Raw genomic sequence first — 17,262 nt, 5'->3', positions numbered from 1 at the left:
TGTGCGAGGGGAATCATTCTATGAAGCCCATGACCCAGGCCAAAGGTCCAAGAAATGCACAAATGATTGGGCCATGATTGCTGAATCATGGCCTACAACTCTAGGCCGATCATGGATCTTATCGGCAGGGCCAAGACGCGACACGATGGCGTTCCTCAATCAGCAAACACAAGGATTCATCATGAGCAATCGTCTCGATTACGCCAAAGCTTCACCTGAAGGTTACAAGGCTTACGGCGGTGTTTACGTCTATCTGCAGAACAGCGGCCTGTCCCACGAACTGATCGACCTAGTTTACCTACGGGTGTCGCAAATCAATGGCTGCGCCTTTTGCATCGACATGCATTCCCGCGACCTGACCAAGCTCGGCGTCAGCGTCGACAAACTGGTGTTGGTGCCGGTGTGGCGTGATTCCGGCGCCGTTTTCAGCACCCGTGAACAGGTCGCGTTGAGCTGGGCGGAAACCGTGACTCGCGTGGCTGAAACCGGTGTGCCGGATGCCGACTATGCCGCTGCGGCCGCCGAATTCAGCGACAAGGAACTGGCGGACCTGACCTATGCGATCGGCCTGATGAACGCCTTCAACCGTTTCGGCGTGACATTCCGGGCGAAACCGGCCGCTGCCAACAACGCCTGAAACATTTCTTGAACCCCTCGTACTCGCCGGGCTGTGGTGTTCGGCGGGTCGACCAACGGAGTCATCACCATGGCCTGGTCACTGCTTGGCATCGCCGGCATTCTCGAAATCGCCTTCGCTTTTTTCATGAAGGGCTCGGACGGATTTACCCGATTGATCCCAGGACTGCTGGCGGCCGCGACAGGGTTGTCGAGTGTCTTTCTGCTGTCTCTGTCGCTGCGGACATTACCGGTGGGCACTGCTTACGCGGTGTGGACCGGGATTGGCGCGGCGGGCACCGCCATTCTGGGGATGGCGTTGCTGGGCGATGCCACCTCTTTTCTGCGGATACTGTGCATTGCGGTGATCCTGGGCGGTGTGATCGGGCTCAAGTTGGTCACGGGTAACTGAGAAGGCATATTGCTGGCCCCGAAGCCTGAAAGTTACAGACAGAATCACTTCAATTTCAGGTGGTTAGGGCTGGCTTTAAATGCGCATTGTATGGAAGACACTGATTTCGCTGGGCCTGGCAGGTATCGCCGTTTCTGCCCAGGCCAGAGAGCTGCAAGGTAATGACCGGTATATGTGCAGTTGGGGCGCCGGCACCGCCGCCAGGGCCCAGGAACTCAAACTGGCGGGCGTTTCGTTGTACGCCGCCCGGCAGAAATTGCAGACCTACAAATTCAGCAAGCCGTGGATGCGCATGACCGCCATGGGCATCACCGAGCAAACCTACGACAGCCCTTCTCGGATCAAGCCTGCGGCACTGCGGCAGGGTTTTTATGAAGATTGCGTGCGCTTTAAGATGGCGCGCAAATGATCGGCTGACCTACAAGCCTTGCTCCAATGACTTGAAGTATTCCGGGGTGTCGGAAATCGAATTGTGCCCGACATCCGGGATGACCTTCAGGGTCGCCACGCCCTTGGCGAAATGCCCGTAGAGCTTTTCTGTGCTGGAACGCGGGATCACTTCGTCCTGTTCCGCGACCAGCAGCAGCGTCGGGATGGTGATATGTGCGGCGTATTTCCATGATTCGAATTTGTCCTTGAGCAGCCACTTCACCGGGAAGATCGGGTATTGGCGCTTGGCGATGTCTTCGAGGCTGTCGTACGGAGTGATCAGGATCAGCCGCGCGGCGGGGCGCTGGCTGGCGAGGCGCACGGCGACGCCCGAGCCGAGGCTGCGACCGACTACGGCAATATTGGGGTGGCTGTTGTAGACCTTGTCGAACAGGGTCAGGGCATCCTGGGCGATGGCTTCTTCGGAAGGGGAGCCGGTGCTGCCACCGAAACCGCGGTAGTGCAGCAAGTACAGGGCATGATCGGGGAATGCCTGGGAAAACTCGGGTAGGTTGCGGGAAACGTCTTCGGCATTGCCGCCAAAATAAATCAAGGCATTGGGCCCGTCGTGGGGTCTGACGGTGACGTTCACTTGCGCGTCGGCGACGGACAGCGTGAGCTGCGTTTCGGGGGCGTCGATGGCGGCTGGTTGCGGGAAGTAGATCAGGTTGCGCTGGAAGATGAACAGCGCCAGGCAGAGCGCCAGGTACAGCACTGTGATGATCAGGACGGTATACATCAGGATGCGTGACATTCGGCTGATGGGCTTCGGGGGCATTGACTGCTCTGGGGGTGGAGGCTTCGGCGGTTTGATGGCTGTCGTCGGAGTGTAGTTCAGCGGCAGTGGCGTGGTTGGCTTTGCGGGGGGTGTACATATCCGTTTCTTCGGTAACGGCTGCTATTGGTTTCGCCCTTACGGCGAGTTACTTGGAGAAACGGAACGCCGCCCGGCGCCAAGTAACCAAGCGCTCCTGCCCCTGTCGTTCGGTGGCTCGCTCCGGTCCTGCTCCGTGGGCCCGCCGCCATCGGCCATCCATGGCCGGGGGCGGCTAACCCGGCATCCATGCCGGGTTGCCCACTGCGCAGAACCTCCACTCGGCCTCTCGAGGGGGCGTGCACCTCAAAAGCCAAGGCGAGCTAACGCTCGGCCTGATTAGTGGTGAAGATCAAAAGCGTACGCGATTCCCTGTAGGAGCCAGCTTGCTGGCGAAAAACGCCCAGGCACCGCGTTCATCCAGGCAACCTGCGTCATCGTTAACGTCCATCGCCAGCAAGCTGGCTCCTACAGGGGATTGGTGTACATATCCGGAATGGGATTAACGCGGACAAGTGAAGAGCCAGGTCGGCTTTAAGGCCGCCTCGGCTGCTGTGGCGGTGGTCGCCCCCTCGAGAGGCCGAGTGGAGGTTCTGCGCAGTGGGCAACCCGGCATGGATGCCGGGTTAGCCGCGCACGGCCACGGATGGCCGATCGCGGCGGGCCCACGGAGCAGGACCGGAGCGAGGGCATGCCGAGCCTGGGCGAGGCACCGAACGAAAGGGGCAAGAGCGCTTGGTTACTTGCCGCTTTTGCAAGTAACTCGCCGTAAGGGCGAAACCGCCAGCCGCCATCACAAAAGTAACGGATATGCCCCCCATCCCCACCCAACCTCATTCCAAGTCAAGCCAGGACGAATTGCCGCCGGCAGCTATTCTCTTGTAGCTGGCAGAAGTCCGATGGCGCTGCTGATCGCTCGTTTGCCGGGCAGTAAATAGTGAAGGACCGATCCATGAGCCACACTGACGGATACACGCGTCGCCAAATACTCACGCTGGCTGCCGGTGCTTCGGCGGTGCTCACTTTCGATCCGGCCTTTGCAACCACCGCGCCGTCGAAGGAAACAGGAGGCAAGAACATGCTGACCCGCGCCATTCCTTCCAGCAACGAGCCATTGCCCATCGTCGGCGTGGGTACGTATCGCGGCTTTGACGTGGCGCCGGGCGATCCGGCCTACAAGCAGCTCCCCGCGGTCCTCAGCGCGTTGTTCGAAAAGGGCGGCACGGTGATCGACAGTTCACCGATGTACGGTCGTGCCGAGGAGACCACTGGCGAATTGCTGTCGATTCACCAACCCCGCTCGCCAGCGTTCCTGGCCACCAAGGTGTGGACCCGGGGGCGTGAAGAAGGCATCGCGCAGATGGAGCAATCCTTCAAACTGCTGCAAACCGACCGCATCGACCTGATGCAGATTCACAACCTGCTGGACTGGAAAACCCATTTGCCGACCCTGCGCCAATGGAAGGAAGAAGGGCGCATCCGCTACATCGGCATCACCCATTACACCGCGTCGGCCTATGACGAAGTGGAAGCGGTGCTGAAAGCCGAGCCCCTGGATTTTTTGCAGATCAACTACGCGCTGGATGATCGCGGTGTCGAGAAACGCATCCTGCCACTGTGCCGCGAGCGGGGCGTGGCGGTGATCTGCAACCGGCCGTTCGGCGGTGGTGATTTGCTCGCCCGGTTGAAGGGCAAGCCGCTGCCGGGCTGGGCTTCGCAAGTCGGCGTCACCAGTTGGGCGCAACTGGCGCTGAAGTTTCTGCTGGCGCATTCGGCGGTGACGTGCGTCATCCCCGGCACCGGCAACCCGCGTTACATGGCGGACAATGCCGGTGCCGGTTTCGGCCCGACGCTGACGGGAGCGCAGCGCGAGCAGTTGATCGACGTAGTGGGGTAAACGGTTGTCGGCCTAGGCCAGGTATCGACGGAACCACGCCAGCGTGCGGTCCCAGGCCAACTTGGCCGCGGCCTCGTCGTATCGGGGTGTGGAGTCGTTGTGGAAGCCGTGGTTGGCGCCGGGGTAGATGTAGGCTTCATAGGTCTTGCCCGCCGCTTTCAACGCCTTTTCGTACGCGGGCCAGCCCTCGTTGATGCGCGTGTCCAGTTCGCCGTAATGCAGCAGCAACGGCGCCTTGATCCGGGGCACATCCTTCGCGTCGGCCTGCCGGCCATAAAAGGACACGCCGGCGCCCAGTTCCGGATAGGCCACGGCCGCCGCGTTGACCACGCCACCGCCGTAGCAGAAACCGGTGATCCCGACTTTTCCGGTGCTCGCTTCGTGTTTCATCATCCACTCGATGGCGGCGAAAAAATCGTTCATGAGTTTTTCCGGATCGACGGTGGCCTGCAACTCCCGACCTTTGTCATCGTTGCCGGGATAACCGCCGACCGACGTCAGGCCATCCGGCGCGAGGGCGATGAACCCGGCCTTGGCCACCCGCCGCGCCACGTCTTCGATGTAGGGGTTGAGCCCACGGTTTTCATGCACCACCACGACCGCCGGCACCTTGCCCGCGGTTTTGGCCGGCCGCACCAGATAGCCACGAACCGGCCCGTTGCCCTTGGGGGACGGGTAGGTGATGTACTCGGCGATGATGTCCGGGTCGGTGAATTCCACTTGCTCGGCCAACGCGTAGTTGGGGCTCAGCGCCGCCAGCAGCGCGCTGGCCGTCAGACCGCCGAGGGTGAACAACGCCGCCTGGTCGAGGAACTCGCGTCGATTGATCTTGCCGTGGGCGTAGTAGTCGTAAAGTTCGAGCAGTTCCGGGGCGAAGTCTTTTGCGGTCAGACGAGTCATCGGTGCGCTACCTCTTTGGCGTAGATGAATCCATGTACGAGCCGGCTTGCCGGCGATGGCGTCCGTAAGATCGCCATCGCCAGCAAGCTGGCTCCTACAGGTTTTTGTGTGAGCCTGAAATCTCGAATATTCCCCAATCGGGTAGGAGCCGGCTTGCCGGCGATGGCGTTCGTGAGATCGCTATCGCCAGCAAGCTGGCTCCTACGGGGTTGGGGTGAGCCATTTATCGCAGATTAGTTCAGGCATTGCGCCCCGGCCCGCGCCACCTGCGCGTCGTGCTCGGCCTTCACTCCCGACACGCCAACCGCGCCGATCACCTGGCCGTCGACGATGATCGGCACACCCCCTTCCAGGGACGTCAGTAACGGCGCCGACAGAAACGCAACACGCCCGCCATTGACCATCTCTTCGTAACCCTTGGATTCACGTCGGCCCAGCGCCGAGGTGCGGGCCTTTTCGGTGGCGATGTAGGCACTGGCGGGGGCGCAGCCGTCGAGGCGTTCGAGGGCGAGGGGGTGGCCGCCGTCGTCGACCACCACGATGGTCACGGCCCATTGGTTGTTCTGCGCCTCGGTGCGCGCGGCGGCGAGGATCCGGCTGACTTCGGCCTGGCTCAGGACGGCTTTGCTTTTCATCGGGAATCTCCGGTAATGGGGGAAGGCATTGCGGCGTCGACCAGTTCGATCCAGTGCCGGACCGGGGTACGGTTGGCCCCGTCGAGGTGGGACTGGCAGCCGATATTGGCGGTGACAATCACTTCAGGATGTCCGCTTTCCAGCGCGTTCAGTTTGTTGTCGCGCAGTTGCCGGGACAACTCGGGTTGGGTGATCGAATAGGTGCCCGCGGAGCCGCAGCACAAATGGCTGTCGGGCACGGCCGTGAGGTTGAAGCCAAGCCGGATCAGCAGCGCTTCCACCGCACCGCCGAGCTTTTGCGCGTGCTGCAAGGTGCAGGGGCAATGGAACGCCAGGCGCTGGTCGCTGTGGATGCCGAGGGTTTCCAGCGGTTCGTCGCGCAACACTTCCACCAGGTCCCTGGCCAGCGCGCTGACCCGTTTCGCCTTGTCGGCATAGGCCGGGTCGCGTTCGAGCAGATGGCCGTAGTCCTTGATGAAGGCGCCGCAGCCACTGGCGGTTTGCACGATGGCTTCGGCGCCGTTTTCGATGCTCGGCCACCAGGCATCGATGTTGCGGCGGGCGCGGTCGAGCCCGGCCGCCTGGGCGTCGAGGTGATAGTCCACGGCACCGCAACAGCCGACGTTACGGCACGGCGTGACGCTGATGCCCAGGCGATCCAGCACCCGCGCCGCCGCGACATTGGTGTTGGGCGACAGGCTCGGTTGCACGCAGCCTTCGAGCATCAGCACCTGGCGGGCATGCCGGGCAATGGGGAAGGGTTTGCTGACCGGGATATTGCGGGGCAATTTCGCTTGCAGGGTGTCTGGCAGCCACGCGCGAAACACCTGGCCGCTGCTGACCAGGCCATTGAACAACCCCGGATTGGGCACCACGCTGCGCAAGCCTTCGCGCAACAAACGCTGGCCGATGGGGCGCGGCACGGCGGCATCGACCACCGCGCGGCCGATGTCGAGCAAGTTGTGGTAGTCCACGCCGGAAGGGCAGGTGGTTTCGCAATTGCGGCAGGACAGGCAGCGGTCCAGGTGTTGCTGGGTTTTCTGCGTGACCTCGTTGCCCTCCAGCACCTGTTTGATCAGGTAGATGCGGCCCCGCGGCCCGTCCAGTTCATCGCCGAGCAATTGATAGGTCGGGCAGGTGGCGTTACAGAACCCGCAGTGCACGCAGGTGCGCAGGATGCTTTCAGCTTCTTCGGCGCGGGGCAGTTGTCGGGCGGTCTCGCTCAGGGTCGTCTGCATGGTTCAAAGCTCCGCGTACAGGCGTCCGGGGTTGAAGATGCCCCGAGGATCGAGTTGTTGCTTGAGGCTGCGGTGGTAGCGCATCAACGCGGCGGGCAACGGCTGGAACGGGCTGTCGATCAAGCCATGGGTGTAGCAGGTGACGTGGCCGCCGATTTCGGCGACGACTTTGCGAATGAACGCTGCTTCAGCGTCCGACTTGAGCCAGCGCTGGGCGCCGCCCCAGTCGATCAGTTGCCGGCCGGGCAAGGACAGGCGCGGTGTGTTGTGCGGTAGGGACAGGCGCCAAAGAGGCTGGTCTTCGTCGAAAAATTCCAGCTGATGTTCGTTGAGATCGGTCCAGTAAGACGCTCCCGACAACTCACCACCCAGACGATCATGGGCCGCCGCCACCGAGCCTTCGCCCCCTTCAAGGCGCAGATGCAGACGTTGGCCGTCGTGGCACGCGGCACTGATCGGCAGCGGTTGCTGGCCCCATTCCGCGAGACGCAGCAAGGCGCGGTCGCTGTCCATTTCCAGGCTGATGCTCAGGCATTGCCGTGGTTTGGGCAGGACCTTGAGCGAGACTTCGGTGATCACCCCCAGTGAGCCAAAACTGCCGGCCATCAGGCGTGACAGGTCGTAGCCGGCGACGTTCTTCATCACTTCGCCGCCGAAACGCAAGTGCTTGCCGTGCCCGGTGATGACCCGGGTGCCGAGGACGAAATCGCGCACCGAACCTGACCACGGACGCCGTGGCCCCGACAACCCGGCGGCAATCATCCCGCCGACCGTGGCGTCGTCACCAAAGGAGGGTGGCTCGCAGGGCAGCATCTGCTGTGCGTCGTCCAGGGCTTCCATCAGTTCCGACAAGGGGGTGCCGCAACGCGCGGTGATCACCAGTTCAGTCGGGTCGTAGCTGACGATGCCGCGATGGTCGCGGGTGTCGAGCACTTCACCGGCAACGATGCGTCCCAGGAAGGCCTTGCTGTTGGAGCCCTGGATGCGCAGCGGTGTGGCGCTTTCCAGTGCCTGGTTGACCTGCTCCAGCAGTGCGGCGCTGTCATCGAAATCCCGTTCGCTGTGCATCAGAAACGCTCCAGGTCAGGGAAGGGCAGTTGGCCGCCGTGCACGTGCATGGCGCCAAATTCGGCGCAGCGGTGCAGGGTCGGAATGTTCTTGCCAGGGTTGAGCAGGCCGCTCGGGTCGAAGGCGGCCTTGACCGCATGAAACAGCGTCAGCTCATCGCTGTTGAACTGCGCGCACATCTGATTGATTTTCTCGCGGCCCACGCCATGTTCGCCGGTGATGCTGCCGCCGACTTTCACGCAGAGTTCGAGGATCTTGCCGCCCAGGGCTTCGGCGCGGTCGAGTTCACCCGGTTGATTGGCGTCGAACAGGATCAGCGGGTGCATGTTGCCGTCACCGGCGTGGAAAACGTTGGCCACACGCAGGCCATACTCGGCGGACAACGCGGCGATGGCGCGCAACACCCCGGGCAATTCCCGGCGCGGGATGGTGCCGTCCATGCAGTAATAATCCGGTGACAGCCGACCCACGGCCGGGAAGGCGTTCTTGCGTCCGGCCCAGAAACGTACGCGCTCGGCTTCATCCCTAGCCTGGCGCACTTCGGTGGCGCCGGCCTGTTCCAGTACCTGGCGCACGCGGTCGCAGTCGTCGTGAACATCGGCTTCGACGCCATCGAGTTCGCACAGCAGAATGGCTTCGGCGTCCACCGGATAACCGGCGTGGATGAAGTCCTCGGCGGCGCGAATGGCCAGGTTGTCCATCATTTCCAGGCCGCCGGGGATGATGCCGGCGGCGATGATGTCGCCCACGGCGCGACCGGCTTTTTCAACGGAATCGAACGCGGCCAGCAGCACCTTCGCGGTTTGTGGTTTGGGCAGCAGTTTGACGGTGACCTCGGTGATCACCCCGAGCATGCCTTCGGAACCGGTGAACAGCGCCAGCAGGTCGAAACCGGGCGAGTCGAGGGCGTCGGAGCCGAGGGTCAGGTGTTCGCCGTCGACGGTGAGGATCTCGACCTTGAGCAGGTTGTGCACGGTCAGGCCGTACTTGAGGCAATGCACGCCCCCGGCGTTTTCGGCGACGTTGCCGCCGATGGAGCAGGCGATTTGCGAGGAGGGGTCCGGCGCGTAGTACAAGCCGAATGGTGCGGCAGCCTGTGAAATCGCGAGGTTGCGCACACCCGGCTGAACCCGTGCGGTACGGGCGGCGGGGTCGATGTGCAGGATGCGGTTGAAACGCGCCATCACCAGCAGCACGCCTTTTTCCAGCGGCAGCGCGCCACCGGACAGACCGGTGCCGGCGCCACGGGCGACCACCGGGACGTGCATGTCGTGGCAGAGCCGAAGCACGCCTTGTACTTCGTCGAGGTGGCGCGGCAGTATCACCAGCAGCGGGGTGGTGCGATAGGCCGACAGCCCGTCGCATTCGTACGGCTTGAGCTCTTCTTGCTGATGCAGCACTTCCAGGCCTGGCAAACGGGTTTGCAGGGCTTGCAGCAGTGCTGACTTGTTGACGTCGGGCAGGGTGCCGTCAACGCGTTCATCGTAGAGAATGTTCATGGTCGTTTTACGATACTCCGTTGGTGACGGGGCGGGCAGCGGTCTGTGGAGTTGTGTTCAAAACTGTTGGGTGCAGATCCATTGTTTTTGTCACGGCGGCTGTTGGTTTCGCCCTTACGGCGAGTTACTTGGAAAAACGGAACGCCGCCCGGCGCCAAGTAACCAAGCGCTTTTGCCCCTTTCGTTCGGTGCCTCGCCATGGCTCGGCATTCCCTCGCTCCGGTCCTGCTCCGTGGGCCCGCCGCGATCGGCCATCCATGGCCGTGCGCGGCTAACCCGGCATCCATGCCGGGTTGCCCACTGCGCAGAACCTCCACTCGGCCTCTCGAGGGGGCGACCACCGCCACAGCCGCCGAGGCGGCCTTAAAGCCGACTTGGCTCTTTGGTGTCTGCGTTCCCCCCATTCCGGATATGTACAACAATCCCCCTGTAGGAGCCGGCTTGCTGCGGGCGGCGTTCCGACGATTGCGTCCGTTCAGGCGATACATGTGTGGACTGACCCACCGCGATCGCCAGCAAGCCGGCTCCTACAGTTGATCGTGTGCATCCCGAATACATACGCGTTTCCATTGTAGGAGCCAGCTTGCTGGCGATGGACGTCAACGATGACGCGGGGTGCCTGGATGAACGCGGTGCCTGGGCGTTTTTCGCCAGCAAGCTGGCTCCTACAGGGGATCGGCGTGCGCTTTTGATCTTCACCACTCATCAGGCCGAGCGTTAGCTCGCCTTTGATTTTGATCTTGCGGTGCACGCCCCCTCGAGAGGCCGAGTGGAGGTTCTGCGCAGTGGGCACCGCGGCAAGGATGCCGCGGTAGCCGCCCCCGGCCATGGATGGCCGATGGCGGCGGGCCCACGGAGCAGGACCGGAGCGAGGGAATGCCGAGCCTAGGCGAGGCACCGAACGAAAGGGGCAAGAGCCCTTGGTTACTTGGGGCTTTTCCAAGTGACTCGCCGTAAGGGCGAAACCAATAGTCGCCATCACGCAAGAAACGGATATGCCCCCAGCGCTCAATGCCCACCCACCACCATATGACTGAACGGAGCCACATACGCCTGCAACGTCACCAACCCCCCCACCAGAATCGCCAGAACGATCGAATGGAAGAACACATAACGCAAAATCTCCCCCTCATGCCCATACCAACGCGTCGCGGTCGAAGCCACGACAATCGACTGCGCATCGACCATCTTGCCCATCACCCCACCGGAACTGTTGGCCGCCGCCATCAACACCGGACTCAGCCCCAATTGCTCCGCCGTCACCCGTTGCAAACCGCCAAACAACACGTTGGACGCCGTGTCCGACCCGGTCAACGCCACGCCGAGCCAGCCCAGCAAAGTGCCGAACATCGGATAAAAAATCCCCGTCGCCGCAAAGGCCAGCCCCATGGTGGCGTCGAGCCCCGAGTACCGCGTGAGAAACCCGAGCGCGAGCATCGCGACGATGGTGATCAGCGAGTAGCGCACGACCCAGATGGTTCGCAGGTACTGCTTGATCAGTTGCGGGATCGAGTAGCCCATCAACAACCCGCCAAGAATCGCCGCCAGCAAGATGCCGCTGCCGGTACTGGTGAGCCAGGTGAACTTGTAGACCGCGTCCTCGGTTTTAGGCGCAGGCACCACCGGCGGGACTTTTTCGATTTGCTGGTGGATGGTGCCAAACGTAATGACCGGGGCAAAGATAGGGTTGGCTTCGCGTAGCGGTTTGCCCTGAGGGTCGAGCTTCGCGGAGTTCGTCACTGGATCAATCGCCGGGCGCGTATCGAACAGGTTCTTGAACCCTTGGGTGCCCCAGGCGAAGACGAACACCGTGAGGATGATCCAAGGCATCCACGCGCGCATCACCGCCGGTTTGGCGTCGCTGGAAAACGTCGCGCTGGCGACGGGTTTTTCATCGTGCTCCTCGGCAATTTTCGAGTTGTCGACGCGCCCGGACAAGGCCGCCGAGGTGTGCACGGTCGCCGGTTTCCAGACCTTGAGAAAACCGGTGAGGCAGGCCATGGAAATCAGCGCGGCGATCACGTCCACCAGCATCGGCCCGTGATAGTTGGACACCAGGAATTGCGGTATGGCGAAGCTGACCCCGGCGACCAGGATGGCCGGCCAGATTTCCAGCATCTTGCGCCAGCCCGCAAAAGCCCAGATCAGCCAGAACGGCACGATCACCGAGAAAAACGGCAGTTGCCGACCGACCATCATCGACAATTCCATTTCGTCCAGACCGGTGACCTTGGCCAAGGTAATGATCGGCGTACCGAGGGCACCGAAGGCCACCGGCGCGGTGTTGGCGATCAACGCCAGGCCGGACGCGGCCAGCGGCGAAAAACCGAGACCGATCAGGATCGCCCCGGTCACCGCCACCGGCGTCCCGAAGCCGGCCGCGCCTTCGAAAAAGGCACCGAAACAGAAGGCAATCAGCAACAGTTGCAGACGCCTGTCATCGGTTATTCGCGCCAGCGAGTCTTGCAGCACTTTGAACGAGCCGTTCTCGGTGGTCAGCCGGTGCAGGAAAATGATGTTGAGCACAATCCAGCCAATCGGCAGCAGACCGTTGGCGGCGCCGTAAAGGGCAGCCGAGCCGGCCATGTTCGCCGGCATGCCGAAGGCGAAGATCGCGATGACCAGCGCCGAGGCAAGGGCGAGCAATGCCGCCAGATGTGCTTTGATATGAAAGAACGCCAGGGCCGCCAGCATCACCACCACCGGCACGGCGGCCATGATGGTTGAAATGACCGGGTTGCCGAACGGATCGTAGATTTGCTGCCAGACCATGTTCCACCTCTGCTTTTTATTGTTGAAAGTGCAGACCCCGAGGGGGCGGTGGCTTGTAGTATAGGTGGCATTACGCCGCTGTCCTGTGCCCGGCAAATCAGGGCTTCAGAACTGGAAATACGGGATGCGGCACGCGTCAACCGACTTCACTGACCGGAGGAACGCAACGATGACTGAGCGCCATTTGCTCCACACGGAAACGCTGTCGAACGGATGCAGCATCAAGGTCAAGGCCGAGATTCTGAGGGACGGTTCCTTGGGGATGTTTATCGGTGTCTACCGACCGGATGGCGTGGCCATCGAGGAAAACGATCACCCGACGCCGCATTTTCTCGACATGGAGGCGGCGATGGAGTGGGGGATCGAGAAAGCCAAAGACATTGGCAATGGGCAGCGGACGTTATAAGGCTTTGGAATCGAGGTGACGCCATCGCCGGCAAGCCGGCTCCTACAAGGGCCGTGTAGGAGCCGGCGCGCTTCACGCCTTGCTGGCCGCGAGGTAAGCGCCGAGACGACGACCCATTTCCTCACCCAGCGCCTGCAAGCCGCTCAACGGACGAACCATGACCTCGAACTCGACGATTTTGCCGTGCTCGTCGAAGCGGATCATGTCGATGCCCTTGAGCTCTTTTCCGCTGACCTTCGCGCTGAATTCGAGAACCACATTCAAGCCATCCGCCGTCGACAATTCACGGTGGTATTTGAAGTCTTCAAAGACCTCGACCACGGTGTTCAGAATCATCGCGACCACCGGTGCGCCCGGGTACGGCGTGTGGGCCATGGGCGAGCGGAACACCGCTTTCGGGTCGAGCAGAGCGGGCAGGCCTTTGAGGTCACCCTGGCGGATCATCTCGTGCCATTGGGCCAGCGAAGCGGCGGCGTTGGGCTGCAGGTTCAGTTCAGACATGGTTCAACTCCTGTTTTGTTGTTGTTCTGAAAGCGTTGCCAGCGACTGTATCGCAATGGGTCCGAAGGTCTGTTTATGGCGATGCATTCAAGCGGTCGATGGTGGCAGCCACATTGAGTTCGCGGTAAGCGGCAACCAGCTGGTCAAGCGTGAACGCCAGGTTTCGTCCACTGGGATTGGGCAGAATCCAGACGGCTGCGTTCCCGAACGGTTTTGGCTGAAGCCCCCATGGAACTTGTCGCTGACCGGTCAGCGCGCAATACGCCGCCTTGCCCAGGAAGGCGACAAAACGTGGCGCATGCCGCGCAATCTTCAGTTCGAAATTCGCGGCAGCGGCAGTGAACTCATCGGCCGAGAGCTGATCCGCCCGCGCCGTGGGCCGGTCCACCACGGCGGTCAGGCCGCATTGATAGTGCAAGAGCGTGCGGTCGTTTTCCGGTTTCACTTCCTCCGGCGTAAAGCCTGCGAGGTACAGCGTGCGCCAGAAGCGATTACCCCGGCCGGCGAAGTGATGCCCCCGGGCGGCGGCCAGCATCCCCGGATTGATGCCGCAAAAAATCACCGCCAGATGCTCGGCCAGGATGTCTTCGAGTCCTTCGCTCACGTTGAACACCTCAACCGCAGATGACGTTGACCGCGTTGCGCGCCAGTTCCGACAACTCGTCACGGGATTTGCCCGCCCGCGCCCGGATCGAAATGCTGTGCAGCAGGGAGGAGGCGAGCACGGCGAGGGCCGACGGGTCGACATCGTCCTTCAACTCTCCCTTGTCGATCGCTGCGCGCAGCCGCACTTCCAGATCGGCATCCAGCCGGCTCAGCCGGTCCGACAGCACGTCGCGGATTTCCGGATCCTCAACGGCTTCCGTGGTGGCGGTGCCGATCGCGAAGCAGCCCCGGGGTTGGCCTTCACCGGAAAAATAGATCGCCAGCTGGCCTTCATAAAACTGCGTCAACGCCTCACGCAGCGTCAGTGCTTCGTCCGTCAGCGCGCCGTGCATGGCCGCCGCCGCAAATTCCCAGTATTGCTCCAGCGCTTTGATGTACAGCGCGTGCTTGTCGCCGAACGCCGCGTACAGGCTCGGCCGGTTCATGCCCGCCGCCGTGGCGATGCTGTCCAGCGAGGCGCCGGAATAGCCGGTGCTCCAGAACACCCCCAGTGCCTGTTGCAAGGCGGTCTGCGGGTCGTAGGCGCGAGGGCGGCCGCGGCCTTTGCCCTCTGAGGTTTTATTTTGTGCCATGTCGTACAAAATCCTTGAATGGAGGTTGGCGTGGGGATATTCTTACACCATCGCACAAAATTAAGGAATCAGAAATTCCTTGGTTGAAGGTTTGTTGTAGCGGAGCTCGAACGGGGTGAAGCGGCTACGAAACAGGTGCGGCGGAGCGATCCTCCTTTTTGCGCACGGTAAGGCTGTTTTAGTGGGTATTAGCCCGATTTCCCGGTTAAAGGTGCATTCGATCATGACCAGACAGTTCGATATTCCCGCTTCACAAACCTTCGAGCAGCCAGGGCCGAACGCCGTTGACGCGCCTGGCAGGAAACCGCTCAAGCAAACACTGCGACCGCTGCTGATGGTCGGCGTACCGGTGCTGTTCGCGGTCGTCGGCTACTCGCATTACCTGGCGGGCGAGCCCTTTGTCTCCACCGATAACGCCTACGCCAGGGTGGCGAAGGCGTCGATCAATGCGCGCATTTCCGGGCAAGTGGTCGACATCGCGGTCGAGGACAACCAGCTCGTGCATAAAGGCCAGGTGCTGTTCCGGATCGACCCGAAGCCGTTGCAGATCGCGGTTGACCGTGCCGAAGCACAGTTGAGCGTGGCCAAGTTGCGCATCGATGGGCTCAAGGCCAGTTATCGCCAGCAACAGGCCGAGTTGCAATCGGCCCGGGAGTCGGCGGATTTCGACCAGAAAGAGTTCACCCGCAAGAAAGCGCTGGTGGCCTCCGAGTTTGTCTCCCGCGCCGTTTACGAGCGTGCGGACACCGACCTGAAAGTGGCGCGCCAACGCATTGCGTCGATCCAGCAACAGATCGCCAACACCGTCGTTGCCTTGAACGGAAATCCGGACATCAACGCCGACAGCCACCCGACGGTTCGCGAAGCCAGGGCGCAGCTCGACGAGGCGCAGCTCTACCTTTCCTACGCAACGGTGTACGCGCCGGACGATGGCATCGTCGCCAAGGTCGACGACTTGCAGGTCGGCAACTACGTCAACAACGGCGCGCCAGCCTTTGCGCTGCTGTCCGAGCGTGAGATCTGGATCGAGGCCAACTTTCGCGAAACCCAGGTGACGCACATGCGTCCGGGCCAGGAAGCGACCATCCGCATCGATACCTACCCGGATCACGTGTTCAAGGCCCATGTGACCAGCATGAGCCCCGGCGCCGGCTCGGATTTCGCCTTGCTGCCGCCGGAAAACGCCACCGGCAACTGGGTCAAGGTGGTACAGCGGGTTCCGGTGCGTCTTGAGCTCGACGACATCAGCCCGGCGCTGCCGCTGTACTCGGGGACCAGCGCCACGGTCAAGGTCGACACCGGTTATCGCGCTCCTTGGTGGCACCCGCTCAAAGCACTGTTGTCCGTCGGTGCCGAGTCATGAACGCCTCGGCGGGAGAGGGCGCGCGGGCATTGAGAGTTGTCGCGCTGCTGGTGACTTACATGCAATCGGCGAACCTGCCGTTGCCGAACGCGGTGCTGCGGTTGATTCAGGGCAGCCTGTCGATGACCGACGACCAGGCCGGCTGGATCTTCACCGCCTACCTCGCGGCCAGTGCGATCACCATGCCGATCGCGCAATGGCTCGCTGCGCGTCATGGCTTGAAACGCGTTTATCAGTTGGCGCTGGCGTTTTTCGTGCTAGGCCTGGTGTTGGCGACACTGGCGACGACACCGCTGGCGTTCATCGGTGCGCGGATCATCCAGGGCCTGGCGAGTGGCGTGCTCGCGCCGCTGTCGATGGCGATTGCCCTGGAGACCCTGCCCATGGAGAAACGGGCGAAGTTCGGCGCCACCTGGACGGCCATCGTGCTGTTCGGCATTGTCAGCGGCCCGAGCATCGGTGGCTGGATCGGCGAGCATTACGACTGGCGGCCGATCTTCTACGTCAGCCTGCCGCTGGCCGCGTACAGCTTGCTGGTGATAACGCTGCTGCTCAAGGAGAAGAAAGCCGACAAGGCGCCGGCGTTCGACTTCTTCGGTTTCGGCACCTTCACCCTCGGTTTGATCAGCCTGCAAATGCTGCTTGACCGAGGCGAACGCCTGGACTGGTTCGCCTCGACCGAGATCTGGCTGGAAGCGCTGGGCTGTGCCTTGGGGCTCTACCTGTTCGCGGTGCATGTGCTGACGAGGAAGGTGCATTTCCTCAACAAGCGCCTGTTTGATGATCGCAACTTCGTGCTGTCGACGATCATCTTCTTCGCCGTCGGTTTCGTGCTGTTGTCGACCATGGCGCTGACCTCGCCGATGCTCGACGAGATCCTCGGCTACCCGCCGGACACCACGGGCTCGTTGACGATCCCGCGCGGCATCGGGCTGGTCGGTGCGTTCCTGTTGATGGGCCGTGTTCCCGAGCGTTTCGACCGCCGCTGGTTCGTCGCGGCTGGCGTGGCCGTGGTGATTTACGCCAACTGGCTGATGCTCGGTTACTCGCCGCTGATGGACTGGTCGCCCGTGGCGGTGGCGGGCGCGATTCAGGGGATCGGCATCGGCATCCTCATGCCGTCGCTGACCAAGGTCGCGTTCAGCACGCTCGACCCGACCCTGCGCCCGGAAGGCACCGGTTTGTTCAATCTGTCCCGGGTCTACGGCAGCACCCTCGGCGTGGCGATCGTGCAGTTGTTTTTCTTCAACAACACGCAGGCGATGCACATGGCGCTGGTCAGCAACATCACGCCATACCACGCCGCTGCGTCGGCTTCGCTGCCGGCGCTGGCGGGACTCAACGAAATGATCACCGGCCAGGCGGCGTTTATCGCGGTGGTCGACCAATTCAAGATTTTGATGGTGGCGATGCTGGTGGTCAGCCCACTGGTTGTCTTTCTTCGCAAGCCGGTTGCGGCTCAATAGTTTTCGTGG

General features: G+C 62.1%; 18 protein-coding genes. 8 read left to right on the top strand and 10 right to left on the bottom strand.

Features of this window, described 5'->3' with window-relative positions; translation table 11 throughout:
* Positions 1-181 precede the first annotated feature (181 nt).
* From ACF6ZU_RS00710 to ACF6ZU_RS00700, 3 genes are all read left to right on the top strand, one after another.
* Entirely contained in the window at positions 182-637 is a 456-nt protein-coding gene (locus ACF6ZU_RS00710; protein WP_392889919.1) for a carboxymuconolactone decarboxylase family protein, read from the top strand.
* Positions 638-706: 69 nt separating this feature from the next.
* Entirely contained in the window at positions 707-1,027 is a 321-nt protein-coding gene (locus ACF6ZU_RS00705) for a DMT family transporter (RefSeq protein WP_392889917.1), read from the top strand.
* A 79-nt stretch (positions 1,028-1,106) separates the two neighbouring features.
* On the top strand, positions 1,107-1,436 hold the full coding sequence (locus ACF6ZU_RS00700) for a hypothetical protein (protein WP_392889915.1): 330 nt from the start codon (positions 1,107-1,109) through the stop codon (positions 1,434-1,436).
* Between the two features lie 9 nt (positions 1,437-1,445).
* Here the strand turns inward: ACF6ZU_RS00700 and ACF6ZU_RS00695 are convergent, their stop codons facing one another.
* A complete protein-coding gene (locus ACF6ZU_RS00695; RefSeq protein ID WP_392889913.1) occupies positions 1,446-2,234 on the bottom strand; it encodes an alpha/beta hydrolase in 789 nt (262 codons plus the stop codon).
* A 988-nt stretch (positions 2,235-3,222) separates the two neighbouring features.
* Between ACF6ZU_RS00695 and ACF6ZU_RS00690 the strand changes: the two genes are divergently transcribed.
* A complete protein-coding gene (locus ACF6ZU_RS00690) occupies positions 3,223-4,167 on the top strand; it encodes an aldo/keto reductase (protein WP_392889911.1) in 945 nt (314 codons plus the stop codon).
* 12 nt (positions 4,168-4,179) lie between these two features.
* Here the strand turns inward: ACF6ZU_RS00690 and yghX are convergent, their stop codons facing one another.
* The 5 genes from yghX to glcD all read right to left on the bottom strand — a co-directional run bounded on the left by yghX (position 4,180) and on the right by glcD (position 9,507).
* The gene (gene yghX / locus ACF6ZU_RS00685) at positions 4,180-5,067 is read right to left on the bottom strand and encodes a YghX family hydrolase (protein WP_392889907.1); all 888 of its coding nucleotides are present in this window, start codon (positions 5,065-5,067) and stop codon (positions 4,180-4,182) included.
* 233 nt (positions 5,068-5,300) lie between these two features.
* A complete protein-coding gene (locus ACF6ZU_RS00680; protein WP_392889905.1) occupies positions 5,301-5,702 on the bottom strand; it encodes a heme-binding protein in 402 nt (133 codons plus the stop codon).
* Positions 5,699-6,940 carry a glycolate oxidase subunit GlcF gene (glcF, locus tag ACF6ZU_RS00675; protein WP_392889903.1) on the bottom strand — a complete coding sequence of 414 codons (1,242 nt, stop codon included), beginning with the start codon at positions 6,938-6,940 and terminating at the stop codon, positions 5,699-5,701. Before glcF ends, ACF6ZU_RS00680 begins: the two co-directional genes overlap by 4 nt.
* Before the next feature lie 3 nt (positions 6,941-6,943).
* A complete protein-coding gene (glcE, locus tag ACF6ZU_RS00670; RefSeq protein ID WP_392889901.1) occupies positions 6,944-8,008 on the bottom strand; it encodes a glycolate oxidase subunit GlcE in 1,065 nt (354 codons plus the stop codon).
* A complete protein-coding gene (gene glcD / locus ACF6ZU_RS00665) occupies positions 8,008-9,507 on the bottom strand; it encodes a glycolate oxidase subunit GlcD (RefSeq protein WP_392889899.1) in 1,500 nt (499 codons plus the stop codon). The genes glcE and glcD overlap by 1 nt, the downstream gene beginning before the upstream one ends.
* Positions 9,508-10,099: 592 nt before the next feature.
* Between glcD and ACF6ZU_RS00660 the strand changes: the two genes are divergently transcribed.
* Complete coding sequence (locus tag ACF6ZU_RS00660; RefSeq protein WP_392889897.1) at positions 10,100-10,228, top strand: hypothetical protein; 129 nt, start codon at positions 10,100-10,102, stop codon at positions 10,226-10,228.
* Between the two features lie 287 nt (positions 10,229-10,515).
* On the opposite strand, the gene ACF6ZU_RS00655 is transcribed toward ACF6ZU_RS00660, so the two are convergent.
* On the bottom strand, positions 10,516-12,279 hold the full coding sequence (locus ACF6ZU_RS00655) for an L-lactate permease (protein WP_392889895.1): 1,764 nt from the start codon (positions 12,277-12,279) through the stop codon (positions 10,516-10,518).
* A gap of 169 nt (positions 12,280-12,448) precedes the next feature.
* On the opposite strand from ACF6ZU_RS00655, the gene ACF6ZU_RS00650 reads away from it, so the two are divergent.
* Entirely contained in the window at positions 12,449-12,685 is a 237-nt protein-coding gene (locus tag ACF6ZU_RS00650) for a hypothetical protein (protein WP_392889893.1), read from the top strand.
* A 72-nt stretch (positions 12,686-12,757) separates the two neighbouring features.
* On the opposite strand, the gene ACF6ZU_RS00645 is transcribed toward ACF6ZU_RS00650, so the two are convergent.
* The 3 genes from ACF6ZU_RS00645 to ACF6ZU_RS00635 all read right to left on the bottom strand — a co-directional run bounded on the left by ACF6ZU_RS00645 (position 12,758) and on the right by ACF6ZU_RS00635 (position 14,424).
* Positions 12,758-13,186, bottom strand: coding sequence for a nuclear transport factor 2 family protein (locus ACF6ZU_RS00645; protein WP_392889891.1), 429 nt, complete (start codon positions 13,184-13,186; stop codon positions 12,758-12,760).
* A gap of 73 nt (positions 13,187-13,259) precedes the next feature.
* Positions 13,260-13,790, bottom strand: a complete 531-nt coding sequence (gene mug / locus ACF6ZU_RS00640) for a G/U mismatch-specific DNA glycosylase (protein ID WP_392889889.1) — start codon at positions 13,788-13,790, stop codon at positions 13,260-13,262.
* Between the two features lie 10 nt (positions 13,791-13,800).
* Positions 13,801-14,424, bottom strand: coding sequence for a TetR/AcrR family transcriptional regulator (locus ACF6ZU_RS00635; protein WP_392889886.1), 624 nt, complete (start codon positions 14,422-14,424; stop codon positions 13,801-13,803).
* 223 nt (positions 14,425-14,647) lie between these two features.
* On the opposite strand from ACF6ZU_RS00635, the gene ACF6ZU_RS00630 reads away from it, so the two are divergent.
* Both ACF6ZU_RS00630 and ACF6ZU_RS00625 read left to right on the top strand, forming a co-directional pair.
* Entirely contained in the window at positions 14,648-15,787 is a 1,140-nt protein-coding gene (locus ACF6ZU_RS00630) for an HlyD family secretion protein (RefSeq protein WP_392889883.1), read from the top strand.
* Positions 15,784-17,253: a DHA2 family efflux MFS transporter permease subunit gene (locus ACF6ZU_RS00625; protein ID WP_392889880.1), complete on the top strand. Its 1,470-nt coding sequence runs from the start codon at positions 15,784-15,786 to the stop codon at positions 17,251-17,253. Before ACF6ZU_RS00630 ends, ACF6ZU_RS00625 begins: the two co-directional genes overlap by 4 nt.
* Positions 17,254-17,262: the final 9 nt, after the last annotated feature.

Origin of the sequence: Pseudomonas migulae, from assembly GCF_043225285.1 — a bacterium.
GTDB lineage: Bacteria > Pseudomonadota > Gammaproteobacteria > Pseudomonadales > Pseudomonadaceae > Aquipseudomonas > Aquipseudomonas migulae_C.
Note: the sequence above shows the minus strand (reverse complement) of the source record. Positions and strands in the feature narration are given on the sequence as shown.